This is a genomic window from Cellulosimicrobium sp. ES-005, from assembly GCF_040448685.1.
Taxonomy (GTDB): domain Bacteria; phylum Actinomycetota; class Actinomycetes; order Actinomycetales; family Cellulomonadaceae; genus Cellulosimicrobium; species Cellulosimicrobium cellulans_G.
In genome coordinates, this window is record NZ_CP159290.1 from 2,940,989 (window position 1) to 2,966,103 (window position 25,115).

The 25,115-nt window shown below is 76.5% G+C and carries 23 protein-coding genes and 1 pseudogene; 16 read left to right on the forward strand and 8 right to left on the reverse strand.

Annotation, left to right across the window (positions count from 1 at the left end):
- The 8 genes from ABRQ22_RS12965 to ABRQ22_RS13000 are packed head-to-tail and all read left to right on the forward strand — an operon-like array spanning nt 1 to nt 9,676.
- Nucleotides 1-966 (forward strand): hypothetical protein, encoded by a 966-nt coding sequence (locus tag ABRQ22_RS12965; RefSeq protein ID WP_353707011.1) that lies wholly within the window; start codon nt 1-3, stop codon nt 964-966.
- Entirely contained in the window at nt 963-1,766 is an 804-nt protein-coding gene (locus tag ABRQ22_RS12970; RefSeq protein WP_353707012.1) for an acyl-CoA dehydrogenase family protein, read from the forward strand. The genes ABRQ22_RS12965 and ABRQ22_RS12970 overlap by 4 nt, the downstream gene beginning before the upstream one ends.
- Nucleotides 1,763-2,920 carry an acyl-CoA dehydrogenase family protein gene (locus ABRQ22_RS12975; protein ID WP_353707013.1) on the forward strand — a complete coding sequence of 386 codons (1,158 nt, stop codon included), beginning with the start codon at nt 1,763-1,765 and terminating at the stop codon, nt 2,918-2,920. The genes ABRQ22_RS12970 and ABRQ22_RS12975 overlap by 4 nt, the downstream gene beginning before the upstream one ends.
- Nucleotides 2,904-4,709: an MATE family efflux transporter gene (locus ABRQ22_RS12980; protein WP_353707014.1), complete on the forward strand. Its 1,806-nt coding sequence runs from the start codon at nt 2,904-2,906 to the stop codon at nt 4,707-4,709. The genes ABRQ22_RS12975 and ABRQ22_RS12980 overlap by 17 nt, the downstream gene beginning before the upstream one ends.
- Nucleotides 4,706-6,829 (forward strand): hypothetical protein, encoded by a 2,124-nt coding sequence (locus ABRQ22_RS12985; protein WP_353707015.1) that lies wholly within the window; start codon nt 4,706-4,708, stop codon nt 6,827-6,829. The genes ABRQ22_RS12980 and ABRQ22_RS12985 overlap by 4 nt, the downstream gene beginning before the upstream one ends.
- Complete coding sequence (locus ABRQ22_RS12990; protein ID WP_353707016.1) at nt 6,826-7,578, forward strand: HAD-IA family hydrolase; 753 nt, start codon at nt 6,826-6,828, stop codon at nt 7,576-7,578. Before ABRQ22_RS12985 ends, ABRQ22_RS12990 begins: the two co-directional genes overlap by 4 nt.
- Complete coding sequence (locus ABRQ22_RS12995) at nt 7,575-8,339, forward strand: hypothetical protein (RefSeq protein WP_353707017.1); 765 nt, start codon at nt 7,575-7,577, stop codon at nt 8,337-8,339. The genes ABRQ22_RS12990 and ABRQ22_RS12995 overlap by 4 nt, the downstream gene beginning before the upstream one ends.
- Nucleotides 8,340-8,362: 23 nt before the next feature.
- Entirely contained in the window at nt 8,363-9,676 is a 1,314-nt protein-coding gene (locus tag ABRQ22_RS13000) for a condensation domain-containing protein (protein ID WP_353707018.1), read from the forward strand.
- On the opposite strand, the gene ABRQ22_RS13005 is transcribed toward ABRQ22_RS13000, so the two are convergent.
- Nucleotides 9,663-10,154 carry a hypothetical protein gene (locus tag ABRQ22_RS13005; protein WP_353707019.1) on the reverse strand — a complete coding sequence of 164 codons (492 nt, stop codon included), beginning with the start codon at nt 10,152-10,154 and terminating at the stop codon, nt 9,663-9,665. The two genes, ABRQ22_RS13000 and ABRQ22_RS13005, sit on opposite strands and share 14 nt — an antisense overlap.
- A 53-nt stretch (nt 10,155-10,207) precedes the next feature.
- Nucleotides 10,208-10,459 (reverse strand): annotated as a pseudogene (locus ABRQ22_RS13010) (thioesterase family protein); the annotation flags it as partial.
- Between the two features lie 162 nt (nt 10,460-10,621).
- Here ABRQ22_RS13010 and ABRQ22_RS13015 point away from each other — a divergent pair.
- Nucleotides 10,622-11,641 carry a nitronate monooxygenase gene (locus ABRQ22_RS13015; RefSeq protein WP_353707020.1) on the forward strand — a complete coding sequence of 340 codons (1,020 nt, stop codon included), beginning with the start codon at nt 10,622-10,624 and terminating at the stop codon, nt 11,639-11,641.
- A gap of 23 nt (nt 11,642-11,664) precedes the next feature.
- Here ABRQ22_RS13015 and ABRQ22_RS13020 read toward each other — a convergent pair whose 3' ends face one another.
- Nucleotides 11,665-12,618, reverse strand: a complete 954-nt coding sequence (locus ABRQ22_RS13020; RefSeq protein ID WP_353707021.1) for an ArgP/LysG family DNA-binding transcriptional regulator — start codon at nt 12,616-12,618, stop codon at nt 11,665-11,667.
- 70 nt (nt 12,619-12,688) lie between these two features.
- On the opposite strand from ABRQ22_RS13020, the gene ABRQ22_RS13025 reads away from it, so the two are divergent.
- Nucleotides 12,689-13,348, forward strand: a complete 660-nt coding sequence (locus ABRQ22_RS13025) for a LysE/ArgO family amino acid transporter (protein ID WP_253051696.1) — start codon at nt 12,689-12,691, stop codon at nt 13,346-13,348.
- 12 nt (nt 13,349-13,360) lie between these two features.
- On the opposite strand, the gene ABRQ22_RS13030 is transcribed toward ABRQ22_RS13025, so the two are convergent.
- The 3 genes from ABRQ22_RS13030 to ABRQ22_RS13040 form a co-directional block, all read right to left on the reverse strand.
- A complete protein-coding gene (locus ABRQ22_RS13030) occupies nt 13,361-13,741 on the reverse strand; it encodes a VOC family protein (RefSeq protein ID WP_353707022.1) in 381 nt (126 codons plus the stop codon).
- A gap of 43 nt (nt 13,742-13,784) precedes the next feature.
- Complete coding sequence (locus ABRQ22_RS13035) at nt 13,785-14,552, reverse strand: methyltransferase domain-containing protein (protein WP_353707023.1); 768 nt, start codon at nt 14,550-14,552, stop codon at nt 13,785-13,787.
- A gap of 147 nt (nt 14,553-14,699) precedes the next feature.
- Entirely contained in the window at nt 14,700-15,569 is an 870-nt protein-coding gene (locus ABRQ22_RS13040) for an MBL fold metallo-hydrolase (RefSeq protein ID WP_353707024.1), read from the reverse strand.
- 100 nt (nt 15,570-15,669) lie between these two features.
- Here ABRQ22_RS13040 and ABRQ22_RS13045 point away from each other — a divergent pair, with 100 nt between their 5' ends.
- The 5 genes from ABRQ22_RS13045 to ABRQ22_RS13065 all read left to right on the forward strand — a co-directional run bounded on the left by ABRQ22_RS13045 (nt 15,670) and on the right by ABRQ22_RS13065 (nt 20,725).
- Entirely contained in the window at nt 15,670-16,188 is a 519-nt protein-coding gene (locus ABRQ22_RS13045; RefSeq protein ID WP_253051700.1) for a VanZ family protein, read from the forward strand.
- Between the two features lie 136 nt (nt 16,189-16,324).
- A complete protein-coding gene (locus ABRQ22_RS13050) occupies nt 16,325-17,299 on the forward strand; it encodes a LacI family DNA-binding transcriptional regulator (protein WP_353707025.1) in 975 nt (324 codons plus the stop codon).
- 112 nt (nt 17,300-17,411) lie between these two features.
- Entirely contained in the window at nt 17,412-17,912 is a 501-nt protein-coding gene (locus tag ABRQ22_RS13055) for a hypothetical protein (protein ID WP_353707026.1), read from the forward strand.
- A 138-nt stretch (nt 17,913-18,050) separates the two neighbouring features.
- Nucleotides 18,051-19,088: a glutaminase A gene (gene glsA, locus ABRQ22_RS13060; RefSeq protein ID WP_353707027.1), complete on the forward strand. Its 1,038-nt coding sequence runs from the start codon at nt 18,051-18,053 to the stop codon at nt 19,086-19,088.
- Nucleotides 19,085-20,725 carry an MFS transporter gene (locus ABRQ22_RS13065; protein ID WP_353707028.1) on the forward strand — a complete coding sequence of 547 codons (1,641 nt, stop codon included), beginning with the start codon at nt 19,085-19,087 and terminating at the stop codon, nt 20,723-20,725. The genes glsA and ABRQ22_RS13065 overlap by 4 nt, the downstream gene beginning before the upstream one ends.
- A 4-nt stretch (nt 20,726-20,729) precedes the next feature.
- On the opposite strand, the gene ABRQ22_RS13070 is transcribed toward ABRQ22_RS13065, so the two are convergent.
- Together ABRQ22_RS13070 and ABRQ22_RS13075 are read right to left on the reverse strand one after the other, a co-directional pair.
- Complete coding sequence (locus ABRQ22_RS13070; protein WP_353707029.1) at nt 20,730-21,899, reverse strand: YihY/virulence factor BrkB family protein; 1,170 nt, start codon at nt 21,897-21,899, stop codon at nt 20,730-20,732.
- A 352-nt stretch (nt 21,900-22,251) separates the two neighbouring features.
- Nucleotides 22,252-23,403 carry a LacI family DNA-binding transcriptional regulator gene (locus ABRQ22_RS13075; protein WP_253051706.1) on the reverse strand — a complete coding sequence of 384 codons (1,152 nt, stop codon included), beginning with the start codon at nt 23,401-23,403 and terminating at the stop codon, nt 22,252-22,254.
- A 278-nt stretch (nt 23,404-23,681) separates the two neighbouring features.
- Between ABRQ22_RS13075 and ABRQ22_RS13080 the strand changes: the two genes are divergently transcribed.
- Complete coding sequence (locus ABRQ22_RS13080; RefSeq protein WP_253051707.1) at nt 23,682-25,061, forward strand: extracellular solute-binding protein; 1,380 nt, start codon at nt 23,682-23,684, stop codon at nt 25,059-25,061.
- Nucleotides 25,062-25,115 lie beyond the last annotated feature (54 nt).

Genomic DNA, 25,115 nt, shown 5'->3' on the forward strand with positions numbered 1-25,115 from the left:
GTGTCGCTCGGGGGCAGCAGCGGGTCGTCGTCCGGTCCGGCGTCCTGGACGGGACCCGGCGGCGCCGCCCTGCGCGTGCGCGGCGTCGTGGACGTCCCGGTCGATGATCTCGTCCCGGTCGGGGACGGGACGCGCCGGTCGGTCGCCGAGGACCTGCGGTACGTGTACGGCGAGGACCAGCCGACCGACTGGCTCGAGAGCGGCCCGGGGCGGGACTACCCGACGATGATCCGCGCGGCGCGCGCCGCGCTGGGCGACCGGGGCCTGCTCGACGACGTGCGCCTCGTCGTCCTCGTCGTCACCACCCCGGACCTGCAGCACGAGCGCCTGCTCGGCGGGTTCGTCGCCGACCTGTTCGACGACCGGCCGTACACGTTCTGCGTGACCGAGCAAGGGCTGGCCGGACCGTTCACGGCGCTGCGCCTCGCGCACGAGGAGCTCGCGCACGGCGGCCCCACGGGCACCGGGCTCGGGGGCGACGCCCTGGTCCTCGTCCTGGAGCAGTGCACGCTGCCCCCGACGGCGACGCGTGTCCCCGCGCGCGACCGGGTCGTCGCGCTCGTCGTGGGCCACGGCGGCGCGGGCCGGCCGGTCGAGGCCCTGTCGGTCGCGCGGGCGTCGCGCGGCCCCCGGCCGGACGCGGCGGAGTCGCCCCGCGACGGTGCTCCCGCGTCGGCCGGGGAGAGCGCCCCGGCACCGGGCGCCCGGCGCGTCGTGCTCGGCGTCGACATGGACCCGGGCGACGTACCCGATCTCGACGGCGTCGTGCTGCGCGCCGACCCGGGCGCGGCGGCGACGGGCGTCTGGGAGGTCCTCGCCGCGTGCGACGACGTCTCTGACGCGCCGGTCGCGCTGCACGAGCGGTGCCTCGAGCTGGGGTACCGCTGCTCCCTCGTCCTCGGCCCGCGTCCCGTCGAGGCGTCCCCGGACGTCGACGACCTGTCCCGAGAGGCGGTGCTCGCATGAGCACGGACGTCGTCGCCCCCGCCCCCGTCGGGGCGGGCGTGCTGCCCGAGGAGGGCACCGTGGACGGCCCCGCCGACCTCCGCGCCGTCGCGCGCGAACGTGGCGCGGTCGCGGCGCTCACCGCGCTCGGGGGTCTGCTGCCCGTCGCGGCGCTGCCGGGCGAGTGCGTCCTGCTGCCCGACGACGTCCCGCCCCCGGGCGGGTGGGCGCGGGTCGGCGAGGTGGTGTCGGACGTCGGCACGCTGCGCGTGTGGCGGGCACCCGGCGGCACCGTGGCACCCGGATCGGCTGCGCCCGCCGCCGAGGCGACCGGGCCCGTCGCACCCGCCACCGACGAGAGCACCGCGTCCGCCGCGGCCGACGCCGCCTGGCGAGTCGGGGTCGCGTGGGTCCGGACCGGGCTGTGCGAGCGCCTGACGGACCGGGCCGTGGAACGCCTGCGGGGCCGCACGGTCGGCGGCACGGCGACGGTGAACCTGCCGCCCGTCCGCCTCGTGCTCGCGGACGCGGCGCTCGCGCACCTCGAGGCGCAGGCGCTCCTGGGCGGGGTCGCGGCGGGGGACGCCGCCGCCGGGTCGCCCGACCGCGGGCCCGCGGTCTCCGGGACGTCGCTCGCGCGCGTCACCGCGGTCCTCGACCGCTCGTCGCGCGCCGTCCACAACCTGTTCGGCGCGTCGGGGTACGTCGACGGCGACGCCGCGCGGCTCGCGCGCACGATCGACCTGCTCGGCCACGCGAGCGGGACGCTGCCGGGCCGCGACACCGAGACACCCCACGGCCGGGAGGGCCAGGACGCATGAGCACCGTCGACCTCGTCGCGCTGCGCGAGCACCTGCGGCCCGTGGGCGCCGCGCTCCGCGAGCACGCCCTCGCGATCGACGCCGACCCCGCCGCGCTCCAGGTGCTCCTGGACTCCGGCGCCCTGCCGTACCGGCAGCTCGGCGGGTTCCCGCCCGGCTATCTCGACGACCCGCTGCGCGTGCGGGGCGCGCCGGTGCACGTGCGCACGTGCGTGGAGCGCGTCGTCGTGGCCGAGGCGCTCGCCCGGGGCGACGCGTCCGTCGTCGTCGGGGCGCCGGGGCCGTCCATGTCCGGGGTCGTCGTGGACGACCTCGCCGACGAGGAGCAGCGCGACCGCTTCTACCGTCGCGTGGCGCAGCCGGGCACGTGGACGTTCTTCGGCCTCACGGAGCCCGAGCGCGGCTCGGACGCCGCGGCGCTGGAGACCGCGGTCGTCGAGGCCGAGGGCGCTCCCGTGCTGCGGGGCCACAAGAAGTACGTGGGCAACGTGGCGCGCGCGAGCCTCGGCGTCGTGTTCGCCCGGCACCGCCCGGGCCCGCTGGGCGTCGGGGTCCACCTCGTCGACACCGACCGGCCGGGGTTCGACGCCGCGCCGCTCGTGACCACCGGGATGCGCGCCGTGCAGCTCGGCGAGGTGCGGCTGCGCGACGTGCCCCTGCTCGCCCAGGACACGCTCGGGCGGCACCTGTCGCCGTCGCGCCGCGGCCTCCTCGGGGCCGTGCGCACCTTCAACCGGCTGCGCCCCGTCGTCGCGTCGCTGGCGGTGGGCGTCACGCAGGCGGCGCTCGACTACGTGCGCGCGGAGCGGTCGTCGTTCACCGCCGACGAGCGGTGGCGCCTGGAGACGTTCGACGACCGGCTCCACGCCGCGCGCGCCCTCGTGCTCCAGGCCGCGCGCGCCGCCGACGCGGACCCCGCAGACGGGACGCTGCCGGCGGCGGCCAAGGCCACCGCGCTCGACCTCGCCGAGGAGGTCACGCACGCGGTGCCGCCGCTCCTCGGCCCGGGCGCGCGGTGGGAGCACCCGTACCTCGACAAGCTGGTCCGCGACGTGCCCGGCCTGGAGATGATGGAGGGCACGCGGACCGTCCAGCGGCTCACCCTCGCGCAGGGCTGGTTGCAGGGCAGGGCACGGCATGCCGAGCTCGTCTAGGGAGGCGGCCGCGACCCCGGTCGCGACCGCCTCGCCGCGACCGGAGGCGCTGCCGCCCGTGCCGCCGCCGCCGGCCGCGGGGCCGACGGTCGAGGCCCTGCGCCGCCGCGTCGTCCGCCTCGCCGCCCCGATCTGCGCGGCACTCGTCGTGGGGGCGCTCGCACAGCTCGTCATCGCCGCGCTGCTGGGGCACATGGGCGACGACGCGCTCTACGTCCGGTCGCTCTTCATCCCCGTGACGTTCCTCGTCCTCGCCGTTCAGGAGGGCCTCGACGTCTCGACCCAGGTCGGCTTCGCGCGCCTGCACGGGTCCCGGGGCCGGGGCGAGGGGTCCGACGCCGAGGACGGCGGCGGGGCCGGCGCGGGCGAGGACGGCGGCGCGGCCGTCGTCCCGACCTCGGCCACCGCGGCGCTGCTGGGGCGGTTCGTGGCGGCGGGTGCGGCCGTGCTCGGCGGGGTCGCCCTGCTGGTGGTCCTGGCCGCGCCGGCGCTCGCCGACGTGCTGTCCGTGCCCGCGCCGCTCGTCGCCGAGTTCGTCGCGTTCGCGCGCTGGACCGTGGTCGCGAGCGTGCTGTCCGTCCCGACGGCGGTCGCGGCCGCCGCGCTGCGCGGGTGGGCGCGCACCGGGGCGTCGGCGACCGTGGCGCTGCTCGTCGCGGGCCTCCAGGTGCTCGTCGTGTGGCTCGTCGGGCTCGTGGGCGGGTTCGGCGTGCTCGCGGTCCCGGTCGCGATCACGGGCTCCACGCTCGTCGGTGCCGCCGTCGCCTGGGCGCTCCTCGTGCGGGCCCGCCTCCTCCCACGGCCGGGTCACGTCCCCGGCCTGCGCCGCGCCCTCGCCCTGCGCCACCACCCGGCGCCGCAGCGGGTGGCCGCGTGGTGGCGACGGGTGCTCCGGGCGCTGCCCGCCGGCTCGTGGACGACGCCGACCCCGCCTCCGCCTCCACCTCCGCCCCTGCCGCCGTCGTCCGCGACGACGACGGCTCCGACCCCGGCCACGGCACGGCCCGGCCGGCCGGGTGCTGCGGCGTCCGTCCCCCCGGCCGCCCCGGACATCGCGGAACCGTCGACGTCGGACGCGCCCTCCGAGGGTGCGGTCGCCGAGCGGGTCGACGTGCGCGGGCTGCTCCTCGGCGTCGGCCTGCCGGTCGGCCTGTCCTACCTGCTCCTCACGGTGACGAACCTCGTCATGGTGTGGGTCCTCGGGCCGTCGGGCACGGACGTCGTCGCGGGGTTCGGCGGCGCCGCGACGGTCCAGACGCTCGTGATCGTGCCGGCGATCGGGCTCGCCGCGGCGGTGAGCATCGTCATGAACCAGCAGTGGGGCGCGGGCGAGCTCCGGCTGCTGCCGCGCACGCTGCGCGCGGGCACGGTCGTCGTGGCGGGCGTGTACGTGGTCGTGGGGGCGCTCGTCCTCCTGACCGCGCCGTTCGTCGCGGGCCGGCTCTCCGCGGACCCGGACGTCGCCGCGCAGGCGGCGCTCTACCTGCGGGTCGTCGGCCCGTCGTACGCGGGCGTCGGGCTCGTGCTCTTCCTCCTGACCCTGCTCGAACAGCTCGGGTACGGGCGCGTCGCCGTGACCCTCAACGTGCTCTACCACGCCGTCTCGCTCGGCGTCGGCGGCGTCCTCGCGCGCGCGGGCGGGGGACCGGCCGCGCTGTACGCGACGATCGCGGTGACGAACGTCGTCGGCCTCGTCGTCATGCTCCCCGTCGCGGTGCGCCTCGTCCGGCGGCGCGCGACGGCCGAGCCGGCGGAGCAGGCCGGCGCGGCCGTGGGGGTCGCGTCGTGACCGCGCGGGGGACGACGCCGCCGGTACAGGACGCGCCGGACCGCACCGCCCCGGTGCGCACCGCACCGGTCCGCGACGTGCCGGGAACGGGCGCGGCCCCGCGTGCGGCGGCCGGTCCGGGCTCGGAGGCACCGGAGCCCGTGCTCAGCGTCGTCGTCATGCACCACCCGGCGCGGGGCGACGTGTCGGACCTGGTCGCGGCGTGCGCGCCGCTCGACGTGCGGGTCGTCGAGGACCCCGAGCCGGACGGCCCGCCCAGCCCGCTGCGCACCGCGAAGCGCGCGTGGGCCGCCGTGGCGCCCGGTGCGACGCACCACCTCGTGCTCCAGGACGACGTCGCCCCGGTCCCCGGGTTCGCCGAGCTCGTGCTGCGGGCCGTGCGCGCGCGGGACCGGCACGCCGTCGCGCTCTACTCGAACTGGAACAGCCCGCGCAACGCCTACCTCGTGCGCGCCGCGGCCGTCGCCGGGCAGGCGTGGGCGCCGCTCGGGCACGACGAGTGGGTGCCCACGCTCGGACTCGTCCTCCCCGCGGACGGCGCGCTGCGTCTCGCCGCGCACCTCGCGACGCTGCCCGACGACGAGCGCGACGACGACGAGGCCGTCGTGACCTTCTGCGCGCGCGAGGGCTACCCCGTCGTCGCGACGCTGCCGCACCTGCTGGAGCACGGCGACGGCCCGAGCCTCGCGGGCAACGACGCGCACGGGGCCCGGCACGCGACCGTCCCGGCGGGCGACGCCGTCGACCCGGACGCGTGGGACCGGCCCGGCCTCGACCGCGAGCCGTCGCGCTCACCGGCGACCCTCCGGCCGGTCGCGGTCACGCTCGAACGCTCCCGCTGCACGCTGCGCATGCTCCGTCCGGGCACCGGCGAACCGCTCGAGCACCCGTTCGGCTGGGGCTGGGACGCGTGGTCGTGGTGGCTCGGCGTCGACCCGGCGGCCGTCGCGCACGACGTGACGGCGCTCGTCGCGGGCGCCTCCCCGGCGCTCGGCCGGGTCTCGCGCGACGCGCTGCTCGAGCTCGGCGCGGCGTGCTGGCTGCTGGGCCACGACGTCGCCCGCACGGACTGGCCCCCGCCCGCCGGTCCCGACGCCTCGGCGCACCGGGCCGCCGCGGTCCGGACGTGGGTGCTGTCCGGCCTCCTCCCCGCCGACCGCCCGGAACACCTGGTCGACGAGCTCGTCGCCTTCGCCCTCGACGCGCTGCTCGCGGGCTCGTCGTGGACCGCCACCCCGTCGAACCCGGGGTTACGGGCGGGTTCGGCGCCGGGGTCGCCCGCAACCCCGGGTTCGGCACCCGCTGGCGGGGTGGGGGCGCGCGACGGCGCGGCGGGGGTCGCGGTCGACCGGGCCGTGCTTGCCGCCGCTCGGCTCCTCGGGGAGCGCGACGCCGAGGTCGTGTGCCGGGCGGCGGGTCCGGCGGTGCCGGTGCGCGTCGTCGTGCACGACTGCGCGGCGTGCGGCGCGCGCGCCGAGGACGCGGTGCGGCGCCTGACCGCGCAGGTCGACCTCGACGGCGCCGCCGAGCACCGGGTCGCCGGGACCGACGACGTCGCGGGCGGGGGTGGGACGCCCTCCGGCCCGTCCGACCGTCCCGTGCCACCCCTGGCACCCGAGGCGTCTGATGCGCCTGACGCACGCGAGGCACGCGAGGCGCCCGACGGCGCGGACGGCCCGGGCGGCCGGGCCGTCGTCGAGATCCTCGCGTGCGAGCACGTCGAGCCGCGCGGGCTCCTCGGCGTCGAACCCGGCGGGCGTCACGTCTCGCGCGGGCTGTGGGTGGCGCGCAGAGCGGCCCTCGCACCGCCGGGCGCGACGACGCGCGAGCCGCACCGCACGACGGCGTCCCTGTCCCCCGCCGCGCACGGCACCGTGGCGGAGGCACTGGTGACGCTCACCGATGCCGATGCGGCGCACCTCACCGTGGCGGACGTCCTGGTGGCGCTCGTCGACGCCGACGCCGCGCACGTGCTGCCGGTCGTCGCGCGCGCGGACGGTGACGCACCGGGCCGGCCGAGCCCGGCCACGCTGGGGCTGCAGCACATGCCCGGGCTCGCGCAGCGGTACGCCGACCTCCATGCGGAGGCGCGGCTCGCGCGCGCGGTGGAGCTGCTGTGAACGCGGCCCCGACCGGTGCGTCGGCGCCCGCGTCGACCGGCGTGTGGGCGTGGCGCGGCGCTGCCCTGCTGCTCGACCTCGACGGGACGCTCGTCGACTCCTCGGCCGCGATCGAGCGGCACACGCTCGCGTGGGCGGCCCGGCTCGGGCTCGACGGCGACGCGGTGGTCGCGGCGTCGCACGGCCGCCGCGACGTCGAGGTGGTCCGCCTCGTGGCGCCGGACGCCGACGTCGCGCGCGAGGTCGAGTGGCTGCACCGCATCTCGTGCGACGACACCGAGGGGGTCGTCGCGGTGCCCGGCGCGGCGGACCTGCTGGACGGCCTGGACCCGCGCGCCTGGACGGTCGTGACGTCGGCGGCGCGCGAGGTCGCGCTCGCGCGCCTGACCGCCGCCGGGCTGCCCGTGCCGGCGCGGTTCGTGTGCGCGGAGGACGTGGAGCGGGGCAAGCCCGACCCGGAGGGCTTCCTCGCGGGGGCGCGGCTGCTCGGCGTCGACCCGCGGCGCTGCCTCGTCCTCGAGGACTCCGCCGCGGGGGTCGCCGCCGGTCGGGGCGCGGGCGCGACCGTGCTCGCCGTCGGCCCGGACGACGTCCCCGGCGCGCACCACGGCGTCGCGGACCTACGCCCGGTCGTCGCGCGCGCGGTCGACCGCCGGGTGGAGGTCGTCGTGACGACGCGCGCCACGGGCGCGTTCGGGGGCGCGGCCGAGGGAGCGCTCGACGACGGCCTGCCGGAGTTCGTCGCATGAGCGCGGTCGATCCCGAGCCGGAGGTCGAGCTGTGGTTCGTCACCACGACCCCGCCCCCCGCCGAGCACGACATGAGTGTCGTTCTGGGCTCGATTCCGACCGCCAGATCGTGCTCGACGGCGGGTGACGTCGTGCTCGGCGCCGACGTGCTGGACGTGGTGGAGCGTGACCGTGCTCGTCGCCTCGCCTCGCCCGCCGACGCCGCGCGGTACGTGCGCGCGCACGTCGCCGCGCGCGAGATCCTTGCGGCGCGTACGGGCCTGTCGCCCGCGGACGTGCGCTGGGAGGTGGGGCCGCACGGGAAGCCGGGCCCCGTCGTCGGGCAGCGGTGGAACCTCAGCCGCAGCGGCGACCACGCGCTCGTGGCGCTCGCCGGGACGGACGTGGGCGTCGACGTGCAGGTGCGCGACCCGCGCGTCGACGTCCACCGCCTCGCCGCGCGGTTCCTCGCCCCCGAGGACGCACGGTCGGACGCGGACGCCGACCCGTGGCGGCGCCTCGCACGGCTGGAGGCGTGCGCCAAGGCGGTCGGCGGACGGCTGCTCGACGTGCTCGGGCTCGACGTCCGGGCGTCCGGGCTGGTGCGGGCCGACGGCGGCCCCTGGCGCGGGCAGGAGTGGTGGGTGAGCGACGTGGCGGCACCCGCGGGCGCCGTCGCGGCGTGCGCGACGCCGGGGCCGCGGCCGCACGCGCTCCGCACCCGGGTCCGGGGCGCGGAGCACCCGTCGCCCCCGGTGCGTACGGGCGCAGGAGGTGCGTGATGAGGGTCGTGCACCGTGTCGAGGTGAGCGGGCGAGCGGGCGAGGGGCCCGCGACGTGGGGCCAGACGGCGATCCGGCGGGCGCTCGCCGCCCTGGAGCCGCTGGACCACCAGTTCAACCTCGTGTGGGGCGGCCCGCTCGACGCGCCCGTGCCGACCGAGGCCGCGACCGCCGTCGTGCGCGGGCTCGTGGAGCGGCACGACTCGCTGCGCACGCGGATCCACCCGAGCGGGGACGGTTACGTCCAGGAGCTGTGCGGGGCCGGGACGGTCGAGGTCGTCGAGGAGCGTGTGCCCGACGTGGCGGACGTCGCCGCGCACGGCGCGCGGCTGCGCGACGAGCTCTGGGGCCGCGCGTTCGACTACCCGGCTGAGCTGCCCGTGCGGGTCGGTCTCGTGACGGTGGACGGCGCGGTGCACCACACCGTGCTCGTCGTCGCGCACACCGCGCTCGACGGCTGGGGGCTGCCCGTGCTCGACGGCGACCTCACGGCTCTCGCGGCGGGGGCCACGCTGCCGGACGTCGAGGCGTGGACGCCGCTCGACGAGGCGGCCTGGCAGACCTCGGACGAGGGTCGGCGGCACGACGCCGCCGCGCGCGCACGCACCCTGCGCACCATGCGCGCGGCCCCGACGCAGGTCTTCGCGCCGCGCCCCGCCGAGGCCCTCGACGGGGGGCCGCGGTACCGGCAGACGGTCCTGCGGTCGCGACGCCTGGGGCCCGCGGCCGAGCGGGTGGCGGCGCGCTGGCGCACGAGCGCGTCCGGCGTCCTGCTCGCGGCGTCGTGCCGGGCGCTCGCCGCTGCCGCGGGCCGGGACGACCTCGCGCTGCAGGTCATGGTGAGCAACCGCTTCCGCCGGGAGCTCGCGACGGCCGTCGTGACGACGGCGATGGAGGGCCTGGTGCACGTCGACGGTCTCGACGCGCCGTTCGACGAGGTGGGCGCGCGGGTCTGGCGCGCGGCGATGACGGCGTACCGGTCGGCGTACTACGACAAGGACCGGCTCCAGGCGGAGGCCGCGGCCGACCCGTCGACCGCCCACGACGGCACCTGCTGGTACAACGACCGCCGCGGCACCGGACCCGACCGGACGCTGCGCGCCCGCCCCACGCCGTCGCGGCGGCTCGCGCGCGCCGACGCGTCCGACGAGCAGGGCGGCGTCACCCTCACGCTGCACCTCGTCGACGCCCCGGGCGGGGGCATCGACGTCGTCCTCACCGCCGACACGACGCGCGTGGACGACGCGACGGCGGAGCAGGTCGTGCGCGACGTCGAGCGCTGCGTGCTCGACGCGTCGCGCGCGGGGAGCCCCGGCGGGACGGTCACGCGCCGGTAGCGTCCCCCGGCGCGGCGAGAGCGCGGACGACGAGGGCCTGCGCGAGCGTCCCGAACGGTCCGGCCTCGTCGTGGAGCGTGCTGTGCGTGACCCCGGAACCCGCGGTGCCGAAGACGACCGAGGTGTCCAGGCCGACCCAGCCGCCCAGCGGCGCGCGGAAGAGGTGGGCCGTGAGGTCGACGTTGGGGAAGGCGACCTCCCGCGGGTCCGCGCGCACGGCCATGCCGTTGGCGGCGTCGAGCAGCGCTGCGGTGCGCGCGAGCGGCCCGGCCTCCTCGTCGGCGACGAGCGGGACGTCGGTGCGCACCCAGACCGTCGCGCGCCCCGGCTCGACCGCGGTGCGGCGGACCTCGACGGAGTCGATGAAGCCGCCGGGCCAGACGGTCGCCGGGTCCAGGGCGGCGTCCGGTCCGGTCCCGGCACGGGTGCCGGCGCACCGCCGGCGAGGTCGACGGTGTCGCCCGTCCGCACGAGCCACGCCCGGAGCGAGACGGCGCAGCGCCCCGCGCACCAGAGCGTCGCCTCGACGAGCTCCACGCCCCGCCCCGGGCGCACCACGCGGACCCGAGTCTCCACGTCGCCGATCGGGAACACGCCCCAGATGTCGTAGGCGAGGCGCGACGCCGCGAGGTCGTCGCGCCCCCGGGCGACGCGGTCGGTCTCGACGACGTGCGCGAGCAGCCCGAGCGCGGGCGCCACGTGCTGCTCGTCGGTGCGCCACGCCCCGCCGACGTGCGGGCTCGCGCGGAACGTCGTCGGGCCGGTGCGGAAGAAGTACGCCATCGTGCTCCTCGGTGGGGGTGGTCGCTCGGCTCTGCGAGCGGGTGACCCCACGAGTGTGCCCCGGTGCGACGGCGGCCGGTGCCCGTCGGCGGCACCGACACGTCCGAGGGGCGACCACGGGGGCGAGGTCGAGCCGTTCCGTCGACCTGAGAGGATCCGACCATGAGCGCGCCGATCCTCGACTCCCCGCTCCCGATCGTCGCCGCGCCGATGGCCGGCGGCCCGACGACGGTGGCGCTGTCGACCGCCGTAGCGTCCGCCGGAGGGTTCCCGTTCCTCGCCGGCGGCTACACGACGCCCGAGGCGCTGGCGGCCCAGATAGAGCCGCTCCGCGCCACGGGGCACGCCTTCGGGGTCAACCTGTTCGTGCCGTCGCGCGACGTCGTCGACCCGGACGCGCTCGCCGCCTACGCCGCCGAGCTCGCGCCGGAGGCGGACGCGCTCGGGGTCGTGCTCGACCCGACGCCCGTCGCCGACGACGACCGCTGGGAGGAGAAGCTCGCGCTCCTGCTCGCGCGGCCGGTGCCGGCGGTGTCCCTGACGTTCGGGCTGCCCGACCGGGCCGCGGTCGCCGCCCTCCGCGCCGTCGGGACCCGGGTGCTCGCCAGCGTCACCGCTCCCTCCGAGGCGAGGCTCGCGCGCGACGTCGGAGTCGACGGGCTCGTGGTCCAGGGCTCCGACGCGGGCGGCCACAGCGCCGTCCACGACCCCGGCCGGGACCCGGAGCCCGTCGCGACGACCGAGCTCGTCCGGCGGGTGCGGCGCGAGGTGGACCTGCCGGTCGTGGCCGCCGGTGGCGTCGACGGACCCGGGGCGGCGCGTGCGCTCCTCGACGCCGGGGCGCAGGCCGTGGCCGTGGGCACGCTGCTGCTGCGGACCGACGAGGCGGGCACGTCGCCCACCTACCGTCGCGCCCTCGCCGACCCCGCCTTCACCGAGACGGTCCTGACCCGGGCGTTCACCGGCCGGCCCGCCCGGGCGCTGCGCAACGGCTTCGTCGAGCGCCACCGGGGGAGCGCACCGGTCGCCTACCCCGCGGTGCACCACCTGACCCGCGGGCTGCGGCAGGCGGCCGCGGCGGCGGGCGACGCCGACCGCCTGCACCTGTGGGCGGGGACCGGCTACCGGAACGCGTCGGACGGGCCGGCGGCCGACGTCGTGCGGGCGCTCGCGGGCGTCTGAGCGGACGGGTCGGCGTCCGGACCTCAGGGGTCGCCGAGCGCGGCGCGGGCCGCGCGCGCGACGGCGGTCGCCAGGCGGTCGAGAGACGTGGAGTGCAGCCGCCACTGCTGCCAGTGCTGCGGCACGTCCATCGCCCGGGCGTCGTCGAAGCCCACGAGGCGTCCCGCGCGCTCGGCCCGGGCGCTCTGGAGGTCGGGGAGCATGCCCCACCCCATGCCGAGCTCGATCGCGCGGCGGAACTCGTTCGACGCGGGGACGTGGTGGCGGGGCGGGTCGATCACTGCCCCCGCCGCTGTCCCGACCGCCTCCTGGGCGCGCAGCCGCAGGTAGCGCTCCTGGAGGTCGTCCTTGCGGTCGAACGCGAGGACGGGCGCGCGGGAGAGCGCGACGGCGGTCGGGCCCTCGGGGAACCAGCGCGCGGCGAACGCGGGGCTCGCCATGGGGCGGTAGCGCATCCGGCCCAGCAGGGTCGAGCGGCAGCCGGGGACGGCCTCGGCGACCGAGGTCACCGCCGCGACGGCCGTGCCGTCGCGCAGCAGGCCGATCGAGTGCTCCTCGTCCTCGCGCAGCACCTCGAGCCGGGCCCACTCCGACGCGTCGACGAGCGCCGGCAGCGCCCAGGTGGTCAGGGCGTCACCGGAGACGACGAGCGTGACCTCGGGCAGCGGCACGGCGGCATCGTCGGTGTCGGCCGGGTCGTCCGGCCGCCCCGCGGACCCGATCCCCAGCTCCGCGAGCACGTCCGCCTGCTGCAGCGCGAGGTGGCGCGCGTGCCGGACGAGCACCTGGCCCGGCGGCGTGAGCTCGGCGGGCTTCCCGCGCCGCACGAGCACCTGGCCCACCGCCGACTCGAGCGCGCGCACGCGCTGGCTCACGGCGGACGGGGTGACCCCGAGCCGCTGGGCGGCGGCCTCGAACGTCCCGGCGGCGGCGATCGCGTCGAGCGTCCGGAGCTGGTCGGGCTGGAGGTCCACCATGAAGCAGATCTTAGGGAAGTGCAGAATCTTTCGCTGTACTTCATCGGGCCGCGTACCTACCGTCGAGGGCGTGCTCGCCGCTCTCTCGCCCCTCGCCGCCGGTCTCGCCGCCGGGCTGTCCCTCATCGTCGCGATCGGGGCGCAGAACGCGTTCGTCCTGCGCCAGGGCCTGCGCCGCGAGCACGTCCTGCCCGTCGTGCTCGTCTGCGCGCTCTCCGACCTCGTCCTCATCGCCGCCGGGACGGCCGGGCTCGGCGCGCTCGTGACCGGCGCGCCCGCGCTGCTCACCGCGGTGCGGTGGGGCGGTGGCGCGTTCCTCCTCACGCTCGCGGTCCTCGCCGCCCGCCGCGCCCTGCGACCCGGCGGTCTCGACGCAGCGTCCGGCGAGGTGTCGGGCGCCGGCGCGACGAGCGCCCGCTCCGCCGTCGGGACGTCGCTCGCCCTCACGTGGCTCAACCCGCACGTCTACCTCGACACCGTGCTTCTCCTCGGGTCGCTCGCGGCGGGCTACGCCGCCGCGCACGCCGGGGGAGCGGGCGACCCCGACGCCGCCCGCTGGCTCTTCGGGGCAGGCGCGATGGTCGCGAGCATCGCCTGGTTCACCGCGCTCGGCTTCGGCGCACGCCTGCTCGCACCCGTGTTCGCCAGGCCCGGCGCGTGGCGCGTGCTCGACGGCGCGATCGCCGTCGTCATGGCGACCATCGGGGTGTCGCTCCTGCTCGGTGGCTGAGGCGGCGCGTCCTCAGGACGTCGCCCAGACCCCCAGCTCGTTGCCGCTCGGGTCGAGGAAGTGGAACCGCCTGCCACCGGGGAACGCGTACGGGCCCTCGACCACCTGGCCGCCCGCGCCCTGCACGGCGGCGAGCGTCGCGTCGAGGTCCGCGGAGAACAGCAGCACGAGCGGCCCGCCCCGCGAGACGTCGGCCGCCTCCGCCAGGCGCAGCCCGCCCGCCTCGTCCGCACCCGACTCCGCGGCGGTGCGGATCCCCGCGTACCCGGGGCCGTAGGGGACGAACTCCCAGCCGAACGCCGCGCCGTAGAACGCCTGCGCCGCGGCGAGGTCGGTCGCGGGGAGCTCGACGTAGTCGATCGAGTGGTGGATGCCGTGCGCGTGGGTGCTCATCCGGGCATCGTCGCGCGGGCCACCCACAGGGACGCGGCCTCGGTCAGCGGTCGGCGACCACGACGAACAGGGTGACCGACGCGAAGAACACCGCGGTCGTGAGGTGCGCGACCCAGCGCTCGTACGCGTCCGGGTCGAGGTACCCGGCCTCCCGCGCGCGTCGGGCGACGCGCCCGAGACCCAGCACGGCGTCGGCCTCGCCGACGTCCCGGAAGACGGCCGTGACCGGGACGACCCGGCGGACCGAGAGCCCCGAACGCGCGGCGAGCGCGGGGAGCTGCCGGCCCGTCCACGCGTTGCGTACCACCTCCTCGACCACGTACGCCTGGTACGCGTGCGTCGTCGCGCGGTCCGGCCCGTCGATCGCGAGGGTTCCCCAGTCCGGCTCCGCGAGCACGGCGCGCCCGCCCGGGCGGAGCACGCGAGCGATCTCGTCGACGGCGCGGCCGGGGTCCGCGACGTGCTGGAGCACGCGATCCGTGTGGGCGCGGTCGACGCTCCCGGCGTCGAGGTCGAGCTCGTGGGCGTCGCCCGTCCGCACCGTGACGTTGCGGGTCCCCGCCACGCGCTCCCGCGCCGCCTCGACCGCGTCGACGTCGTGGTCGATCCCCACGACCAGCCCGTCGGCGCCGACCGCCGCGCTGAAGGCGAGGAGGTCGGCACCGGGGCCGCACCCGACGTCGACCACGGTGTGGCCGTCCGCCAGGGCGAGCTCCGCGGTCACCATCGCCTTGTAGCCGCGCCCGAGGTCGGACGCCGCCAGGCGCATCAGGTAGTCGTCCGGTCGGGTGGCCTCGAAGATGTCCGCCATCCGACGATTCTCGGCTCTCGTCGGCGGCGTCGGCGGGAGGGAACGGCAGGATCCGGGACGGAGACCGTGAAGGGGCCGAACCGTCGCCGAAGGATCGAACGTCACGGATCCATGACCGTGGTCGACGGACCCGCGGGCGGCGACCGGTCAGGTGAGGTGGTCGAAGTCGCCGCGGACCCAGGCGGCGTGGCGCTGCGCGGAGCGGAGCACGACCTCTCGCGCGTCGGCCGGGACGACGCCCTCGAAGTTGTTGTAGAGCCGCTCGAACGGGCGCCGCGCGACGTGCTCGGCGACGCGCAGCACGACGGCGGCGGACAGCGGGATGCGGTTGGGGTAGGACCGCATGAAGCTGACGGACGTCCGGTCCGGGTTGGCGAAGATCGTGTCGCCGGACAGCAGCACGCCCCGGCCCTCCGCGCCGGCCGCCCAGTGCACGACGGCGCTCCCGGGGAAGTGGCCGCCCGGCTGCGACAGGACGATGCCGGGCAGCACCTCGCGCTCGCCGGTCCAGGTCTCGATGACCGGGTCCGGGCGCGCGACCCAGTGCGCGTCCGCCTCGGCGACGAGGACCGGGACGCCACCGAGGGCGCGGCTCCACGCGACCTGGACGCCGAACATGTGGGGGTGGCTCGCCGCGATCGCGACGACCGGGCCGAGCGCGCGCACCTGCTCGACGGCGTCGTCGTCCACGTAGCCGGGCGGGTCCCACAGGAGGTTGCCCGCCGGGGTGCGCACGATCTTGGCCTGCTGGCCGATGCCGACGCTCGGCTCGCTCGACAGGCCGAACAGGTCGGGCTCGAGCTCCTCCAGCACGAGGCGCTCGCCGGCCGCGGCGAGCTCGGCGAGCGTCGTCCACGCCTGCCCGGTCGCGGGGACCCACTGGCGCTCGTCCGCGCAGATGGCGCACACGTCGGGTCGCTCGGCGTGCTCGACCGCGCACGTGCGGCAGATCCACCACTCCTCGCGGGATGCGGGAGCGTCGGGCGCGAGGGGCTCGGGGGACGGCGTCGTCGACATGGGCACAGGTCTACCGTGACCCGCCGACACGCGTCACCCGTCACCCGGCACCCGGGCGCCGACGCACCAGGGCATCCGGCACCTGCGAGACTGGCCGCCCATGATCGCCACCGTCCTCGTCGCGCACCCCTGGCTGTCGCCGCTCGCCCTCCTCGTCCTCGTCGTGGCGGGTCCGCTCGTGGGCGCGTGGCTGGCGGGCCGCCGACCGCTCGCGTGGGTGCTGTTCGGCGTCTCGCTGCTCCCGGTGCTCCTGCTGACCCTCGTGCCGGTCGACCGCGAGCTCTTCGCGGTGTGCACCGTGAGCTGGTCGCTGCCGACCCCGGGTCGGGTCGAGCTCCTCGCGAACGTGGTGCTGTTCGTGCCGCCGGTGCTGCTCGCCGCGGTCGCGCTGGGCAGGCCCCTCGCCGCGCTCCTCGGCGGCGTCGTCGCCTCCGCGCTCGTCGAGGTGGTCCAGGCGCTCGTCCCGGCGCTCGGGCGGTCGTGCGACACGAACGACTGGCTCTCCAACTCGATCGGGGCGCTGCTCGGCGCGGTCCTCGCCGTGGTCGCGCTCCGGCTCGCGGCCCGCCGGGAGCGCGCGACGAACCCGGGCTCGGTCCCCACCGCGCGCCGGTCCTGAGGAGCGACCCCGGGATCGACGACGGACCGGGCTCCGACACGACCGTGGGAACGCTTCCACCGACGGCCCTCCGCGGGTTAGCGTGGTGCTCCGGGCGCCGCCCGTCATCGCCGACCGGACCGCCCAGGAGATCGCCATGCCGCCCACCACGCTCAACGACGTCGCCGCGGCGGCCCGCGTCTCGCGGTCCACGGCCTCGCGCGTCGTGCGCGGCACGGGCCCCGTCTCCGATGCGGCGCGCCGTGCCGTCCTCGCCGCCGTCGAGGAGCTCGGGTACGTCCCGCACCCCGGTGCGCGGTCGCTCGCGAGCGGGCGCGGCGAGCGCGTCGTGGTCGCGGTCGGGTCGCCGTCCGCGGACCTGCTGGGCGACCCCTACGTCGCGCGCGTCGTCGCGGCGGCCAGCCGCGCGGCCGACACCCAGGGCGTCGGCGTGGCGCTGCGCTGGCTCGGGCCCGACCCGCGCGACGAGCTGGCCCGTCTTGCGCGCGACCCCGGCGTGGGCGGCGTGCTGCTCGTCGACTACTCCGCGGAGGTGCTCGCGAGCGTGCCGCGCGCGCTCGTCGACCGCGTGGCGGCGATCGGCCCCGCCGACGGGCGCGTGCCCTCGTACGACGTCGACGCCGCGGCCGGGATCGCCGCGCTCGTCGAGCACGTGCTCGCCGACGGGCGCCGCGACGTCGTCATGCTCACCGGCCCCGGCTGGCTCCCGGGCGCGCGGCGCGCGGTCGAGGCGTACGACGCCGTCGTGCGCGCGGCCGGGCTCCCGCACCGCGTCGTGGCCGCCGACCTCACGTCCCTCGCGGGTGCGGAGGCGGCGCGCGAGGCCCGCCGGCGCTGGCCCGGCGTGGACGCGCTCGTCGCGATGAGCGACACGCTCGCCGTCGGCGCGATGCGCGCGCTCGCGGAGGACGGCGTCCGCGTGCCCGACGACGTCGCGGTCACCGGGTTCGACGACCAGCCCTTCGCGGCGCAGGCCGGGCCGGGCCTGACGACCGCGACCCACCCCGTCGAGCGGATCGCGGCCGCGGCGACGGCAGCCCTGCTGGACCGCCGCCGGCGCGACGACGAGCGCACGTTCCCGTCCGTCGTCGTCCGCCGCACGAGCGCCTGAGCGGAACCTCGGGCAGACGTCGGATCCGGTCGTCGGCGCCGAGCCCGCCGCGCGCGCAGTAGGGTCGGCTCGCGCCGCCGACGGGCGGCCGCACGAGCACCCGGGGGGAACCATGACGCTGCAGCCCGACCTGCCCACCGCCGGTACGCCGGTCCCGCCGGTCGCGAGCCCGACCCGGCGTCGCGGGCGCCCGGTCCTCGTCCTCTCGCTCGTCCTCGTCCTCGTCGTCGCCGCCGCGCTCGTCGTCTACCTCACCGTCCGCCCGCGCCTCGCCCGCGAGGCGAACATCGAGGACGTGGCGACGGCGTTCGAGGCCTGCGATCTCGACTTCACGGGCGCGACCCTCGACCCGGACAACGGGTCGATCGACTTCGGCGCGGTGGAGGCGGCGACCGGGCCCGGCGGGTTGGGCACGACCTGGGACGACGTCGAGTGCGTGGGCGACGCGCTCGGGATGCCGGCCGAGCACCTCTCCCGGCTCCAGGAGCCGGGCAGCGGGTTCGACACGGAGGAGCTCCGCTGGGACGTGTACATGGTGCTGCGCCTCCAGGGTGACGGGGACACCCACGTGTCGCTGTACCACGACTGGCAGGCGCCCGCCTACGGCGACTGAGGGTCACGGCCCAGCGCCGGGAGCCGATCACGACGCCGGCCCCGACGCCCACCGCCCCGGGCTTCCTCCTGCGCCCGCCGGACGGACGTGGCAGCATCGCGCGTGGTCGCTGCGGACGATCCGGACGGAGGGGACGGGATGGGACTGGACGTCGACGGGGTCGAGCAGGAGGTCGCGACCGGGTCCCTCCCGGGGTGGGACCGCGTCGAGGAGCACGTGCGCGCGGCCCACGAGCGGTACCGCGCGCACGACGACGGTGCTGTCGCCGACTACATCCCCGTCCTCGCCGAGGCGGACCCGGCTCTGTTCGGGGTGTGCGTCGCCGAGTCGGGCGGGGCGGTCCACGCCGTGGGCGACGCCGACGTCGAGTTCTCCGTCCAGTCGATCTCCAAGGCGTTCGTCTACGCGCTCGTCTGCGAGGCCTACGGCCACGAGGGGGTGCTCGAACGGGTCGGGGTGGACAACACGGGCCTCGCCTTCAACTCGGTGATGGCGGTCGAGCTCCACGACGGCCACCCGCGCAACCCCATGGTCAACGCGGGCGCGCTCGCGACCACGGCCCTCATGCCCGGCTCGTCCTTCGCCGAGCAGTGGGAGAACGTGCGGACCGGCCTGTCCCGTTTCGCCGGTCGGTCGCTCGAGCTCGACGGGGTCGTGTACCGATCGGAGTCGGCGACGAACATGCGCAACAAGGCGATCGCGCGGCTCCTGGAGAGCTACGGACGAATCGAGGTCGACCCGCTGGAGGTCGTCGACGTCTACACCAAGCAGTGCGCGCTGCGCGTGAGCGCGCGCGACCTCGCCGTCATGGGCGCGACCCTCGCGGACGGCGGGGTCAACCCGGTCACGGGCGAGCGCGTGGTCTCCGCGCAGGTCTGCCGCGACACGCTCGCGGTGCTCGCCGCGACGGGCATGTACGAGCGGTCCGGGGAGTGGCTGTTCGAGATCGGCCTGCCGGCCAAGTCCGGCGTGGCCGGGGGCATCGTCGCGGTCGCCCCCGGCAAGGGGGCGATCGGCACGTTCTCACCGCCGCTCGACCCGGCCGGGAACAGCGTGCGCGGCCAGCGTGCGACCGCGTACCTCTCGCGGACGCTCGGCCTCAACCTCTTCGCGTCCTCCCCGCACGTCCCCGTGACGACCACTCGCCCGACCGAGAGAAGGGACGCCGCCCTGTGAGCACCCGAGACGCCGTCGACGCCACCGCCGCACCGGCGACCGAGGACCGTCGGTCGTGGGTGCCGATGGTCGGCCTGTTCCTCGCCCAGGTCCTCATGTCGTTCAACGTCGCGGCGCTGCCCGTGTCGCTGGGCGGGATGGTGGAGGACTTCGGCGTCCCGCCGACCGTCGCGAGCACGACGATCGTCGTCTACGGCCTCGCGGTCGCCGCGCTCGTCATGACCGGGGCGAAGCTGGGGCAGCGGATCGGGTGGGTCGCGATCTTCCGGGTCGTCGTGGCGACGTTCGCCGGCTCGGCGCTGCTCATGATCCTCTCGCCGACCGTCGCGTGGGCCATCGCGGGCCAGGCCGTCGCGGGCGCCTCGGCCGCGATCATCGTGCCCGCGCTCGTCGCCCTCATCGCGGAGAACTACCGCGGGCCCCAGCAGGCGACGGCGATCGGCTCGCTGGGCTCGGCGCGCGCGGTGTCCGGCATGAGCGCGTTCTTCATCGGCGGCGCGCTCGGGACGCTCATCGGCTGGCGACCCACCTTCGGCATCGTCCTCGCGCTCGCCGTCGTCGTCTTCGTGCTCAGCTTCCGGCTCCGGTCCGACGCGGGCGACCCCGGCATCCGCATCGACCTCGTGGCCGCGGTGCTCATCGGCGTGGCCGTCGTGGCGCTCACCCTCGGCTTCAACAACCTCAACGCCTGGGGACTGTTCTTCGCCGCGCCGGGCGCCCCGTTCGACCTGGTCGGCGTCTCGCCCGCACCCGTGCTCGTCCTGCTCGGCATCGTGCTCGGGCAGGCGTTCTTCTGGTGGACGCGGCGCCGGACCGCCGCCGGCAAGGTCCCGCTCGTCGACCTGTCCGTCCTCGCACGGCCCAGCGAACGAGCGGCGGTCTACGCGATGTTCGTCGTGGTCGCCCTCGAGGCCGCGCTGAACTTCACCGTGCCGCTGTACATCCAGATCGTGCAGGGCCGCACGCCGTTCGACACGGCGCTCGCGATGATGCCGTTCAACCTCACCGTGTTCGTCACCGCGACGCTCGTCGTGCGCTTCTACCGGCGCTACCCGCCGCGCACGATCGGGGTCTTCGGCTTCACCCTGACGACCGCCGCGCTGCTCTGGCTGTCGTTCGTCGTGACGAACAACTGGGAGACGCTGCCCACGATCCTCGGCCTCGTCGTCTTCGGGATCGGTCAGGGTGCGCTCGTGACGCTCGTGTTCAACGTGCTCGTCACGGCGGCGCCCAAGACCCTCGCGGGCGACGTCGGCTCGATCCGCGGCACGACGCAGAACCTCGCCTCGGCGGTCGGCACGGCGCTCGCGGGGGCTCTGCTCGTGACGATCCTGTCGTTCAGCGTCGGGCGCGCCGTCGTCGAGCACCCCGAGCTGCCGCCGTCGCTCGTCGCCCAGGTCGACCTCGACACCGTCAACTTCGTGAGCAACGACGACCTGCGCACGGTCCTCGCGGGCACCGACGCGACGCCCGCCCAGGTGGACGCCGCCGTCGCGCTCAACGAGGACGCGCGCCTCGGGACGCTGAAGATCGGCCTCCTCGTCCTGGCCGCGGTCAGCGCGACGGCGATCCTCCCCGCGAGCCGCCTGCCGCGCTACCGGCCCGACGAGATCCCCGACCCCGCGCCCGCCCGGTAGCCCGCTACGCCTCGCGGCCTCCGGCGCCGTCGGGCCCGTCGGCGGAGCGGTGGGCACCGCGACCCGACTCCTGACCGGGGCCGCCGTCCCGGGTCTCGGCGTCCGCGGAGCGCCCGCCGCTCCGGCGCAGCGCACGGGCCTGCTCGACCGCCTCGTCGCGCTTGGCCGCCTTCTTGTCGCTCGCGCGCGTGTCCCGCGGCGGGAGCTGGAGGCGCTCCTCGGCCTCGAGCCCGCCCTGGAGCTCGCGGCTGCGCTCGACCTCCGCGTCGAGCTCGGCGCCGAGCAGGAGGGCGAGGTTCGTGATCCACAGCCAGAGCAGGAAGATGATGACGCCGGCGAGAGTCCCGTACGTCGCGCCGTAGCTGCTGAGGCCGCTGCCCAGGTAGAGCCCGAACGCGGCGGACGCCAGCGCCCACACGAGGATCGCGAGGAGCGCCCCGGGGCTGACCCACCGGAAGCGCGGCTGCTTCACGTTCGGCGTGAGGTGGTACAGCAGCGCGACGAGGACCACCACGAGCAGGAGCGCGACCGGCCACTTCACGACCTGCCACACGGCGATCGCGGTGTCCCCGAGGCCCACGAGCTCGCCCACCTGGCGCGCGATCGGTCCGGAGAGCACGAGGCTCGCGACGACGAGCGCCGCGAGAACCACCACGACGACCGTCACGCCGAGCATGACGGGCCGCAGCTTCCAGATCGGGCGCCCCTCCTCGACCTCGTAGATGCGGTTCATCGACCGGCCGAACGCCCCGACGTAGCCCGACGCGGACCACAGGGCCAGCACGACACCGATGACCAGCGCCCACCCGGCCTTGTCGGTGTCGGCGGCCTGCTCGACGAGCGGCTCGATCATGCTCAGCGTGGTGGACGGCACGACCCCCTCGACGCTCGTCAGGACCGAGTCGACCGCCTTCTCGCCGTCGCCCACGAGCCCGAGGATCGACACGAGCGCCAGGAGCGCGGGCGCGGAGGCGAGCACGGCGTAGTACGTGAGGGCCGCGGCGAGGTCGGTGCACTGGTCGTCCAGGAACTCGCGCACCGCGCCCTTGAGCGCCAACCCCCACGACGGCTTGTGCAGGTCGGTGGGGGAGCCCGGCTTGCGCTCGGGGGCAGGCCCGGCCTCGGCGTCCGCCGCGGTTTCGGACGCGCGGCGTCCGCTGCTGCTCTCGGTCATGGCGGCCTCCTCGGTGGGCGTCGCCTCGGCGCACGACGCTCGCGTCGGCGGACCGGCCTCGCGGCCCGTCCCGGACCCTCACCACGCTCGGGGCGCCCGGCTGCACCCGCAAGCCGGGGACGGTCAGTGCGAAGTGCCCGCACGCTCCCCGCTGTGCCAGGTGAAGGCGACGGCGTGGGGCGGGTCCCAGCGCGTGACGCGGCCCGCTCGGCGGTGAAGACGCCGAACGCGCGCTCCGGCGGGCCGGGACGGCGAGGGTCGTGACGAGCGGTGCGGTCGTCGCGGTCATGAGGTCCTCGCGACGGGTGCGTCCTGTCGACCGTGGCCCCGATGCGCGAGCAGGCAGCCGCGGCTACGGCGCGGCCGCGGTCGACCGCCGCTCGACCAGCGCGACGTCGATGCGGGTAACGCCGGTGGGTCGGTCGGCCAGCTCGTCGCGGGCTGCGTCCTGGGCGGGCCGCCGCGGTCGCGACGCACCGTCGTCGAGCGCGTCCAGGAGCAGGTCCGCCGCGGTGCGCCCCTTGAGCGCGGTGTCCTGCGCGACCGTCGTGAGCGGCGGGTCGACGTAGCGCGCGATCTCCGCGTCGTCGAACCCGACGACCGACACCTCGCCCGGCACACGGACCCCGGCCTGGGTCAGCCCGCGCGAGATCCCGGCGGCGAGGACGTCCGCCGTGGCGAACACCGCCGTCGCGCCGGGATGACTGGCCGCGACGCGCGCGGCCGCGTCGAGGCCGTCGTCGTACGTCGTGTTCGCCGGTACGACATGCAGCACGACGCCGTCCCCCGCCTCGCCACGGACCACGTCCTGCGCCGCTCGCTCCTCCCGGGTGTGACGGTCGGGCGCGCTCGGCTCGGCCGCGTCGGCCGGGTCGAGCCCGAGCCCCGCGCGGAAGCCGGCGAGGCGCTCGCGGACGACCTGGCTCGTCGTGCCCACGGGCCCGCACAGCACGACCTCGCGGTGACCCAGGGCGCGCAGGTGCTCGCCCGCGAGCCGCCCGCCCTCGAAGTCGTCGGCGCGCACGGTCGCGGCACCGGGGGCGTCCACGTAGGTGTCGACGACGACGGCGGGCACGCCCCGCGGCAGGTCGAGCGTCGCGAGCTCGTCGTCGGTGAACCCCATGACGACGATCCCGTCGAGGTTCCAGCGCTGGACGGAGTCGAGCACGTCGCGGTGGTGCGTGACGCCCCGCAGCATGAGGTGGTGGTCGCGCTCGCGCAGGCGCGCCTCGACGGCCCCGGCGACGGCGACGTCGTGCGGGCTGCCGAGCAGGCTGCCGCCGTCGGCGCGGTCGGGTAGCAGCAGGCCGACGAGGCGGGTGCGCCGCGCGGCGAGGCTCTGCGCCGGACCGTTGGGCACGTAGCCCCGCGCGGCGACGATGCGCTCGACCTCGCGGGCCGTCGCGGGGGAGACGCGGCCGAGGTTGCCGTTCACCACGTTGGAGACGGTCATGACGGACACGCCCGCCTCGCGGGCGATGTCCTTGAGCGTGACGCGGGCCATCGTCGGCGCGGCTCCTTCGGTCGTGGGCGGGGCGCGGGTCGGCCCGAGGGTCGACGGTAGCGGCGACGGCGTCCGGGCACCGTGACCAACTCGTGACCGGTCGGTCGCTTGACGCCGATCCTAAGCGCGTTTAGCGTTAAACGTATACCGCTAAACCTGCACTGCTCACGGTGGGGACGGCGACCGACGGGACGTACCGGCGGCGTCGAGGGGCAGCGCGTTCCCGACACCCAGCAGACGCGGGCATCATGGCCCGGAGTCCTCAGCGAGGAGAGACGATGAAGTCAGCAACCACGGTGGGCGCGGCTGCGCTCACCGGCGCCCTTGTCCTCACCCTGACCGCGTGCGGCACCGGCGACGACGCCGAGGGTGACGGCGCCGCCACCTCCGGCGCGGTCGAGATCGAGGTCTCGATCGACGCCGGCCTGGACGACGACGCACGAGCCAAGTTCGACGAGCGCGTCGCGCAGTTCGAGGAAGAGCACCCGGACATCACCGTCACGGCGCGCGAGTACACGTGGGAGGGCACGACCTTCGCCACCGAGCTCGCGGGCGGCACGCTCCCCGACGTCTTCACGATCCCGTTCACCGACGGCCGCGGGCTCATCGAGCGCGAGCAGATCGCCGACATCAGCGACCTCGTCGCCGAGCTCCCGTACGCGGAGGACTTCAACCCGAACGTCGCGCAGGCCGGCCAGGCCGCCGACGGCTCGATGTGGGCCGTGCCCATCGCCGCCTACAGCCAGGGCCTGCACTACAACCGCACGCTGTTCGAGCAGGCGGGGCTCGACCCCGACGACCCGCCGACCACGTGGGAGGAGGTCCGCGAGGACGCGAAGACCATCGCGGACGCCACCGGCGTCGCGGGCTACGCGACCATGACGTCGGGCAACACCGGGGGCTGGATCCTCACGACGCTCACCAACGCGTTCGGCGGCTCCGTCCAGGAGTTCGACGGCGAGACCGCGACGTCGACGATCGACACGCCCGAGCTCACCGAGGTGCTCGAGTACCTGCACGCGCTGCGGTGGGAGGACGACTCGATGGGCGCGAACTTCCTCTACGACTGGGGGAGCATCAACCAGGACTTCGCCGCGGGCCAGATCGGGATGTACGTCTCGGGCGGCGGCAACTACGGCAACCTCTTCACGCAGAACGCGATGAACCCGGACGACTACGGGCTCACCGTCATCCCGCTGGTCGGCGACGGCGGCGTCCTCGGCGGCGGCACGCTCGCCGCGGTGAGCGCGAAGGCCTCGCCCGAGGAGCAGGCGGCCGGCGTCGAGTGGATCGACTTCTACTACATGGAGAAGCTCACCGACGAGGCGGCGGCGAAGCTCGACGCGGAGACCGCCGTCGCGAACGACCAGCCGGTCGGCGCCCCGGAGCTCCCGGTCTTCGACGAGCAGACGTACCTCGAGTCGCGCGCCTGGACCGAGGAGTACGTCAACGTGCCGGTGGACCAGATGAGCTCCTACACGGAGAACATCTTCGACCAGCCGGTCGTCCCCGAGCCCGCACGCTCGACGCAGGAGATCTACGCGCTGCTCGACCCGGTGGTCCAGGCCGTGCTCACCGACGAGGACGCGGACATCGACGCGCTCGTCGCCCAGGTGCAAGAGCAGGCCCAGGCGCTCCTCGACGCCGCTCAGGGCTGACGCCCACCGCCGAACCCGGGGTTGCTGCACTGCACCCCCCGGTGCCGAACCCGC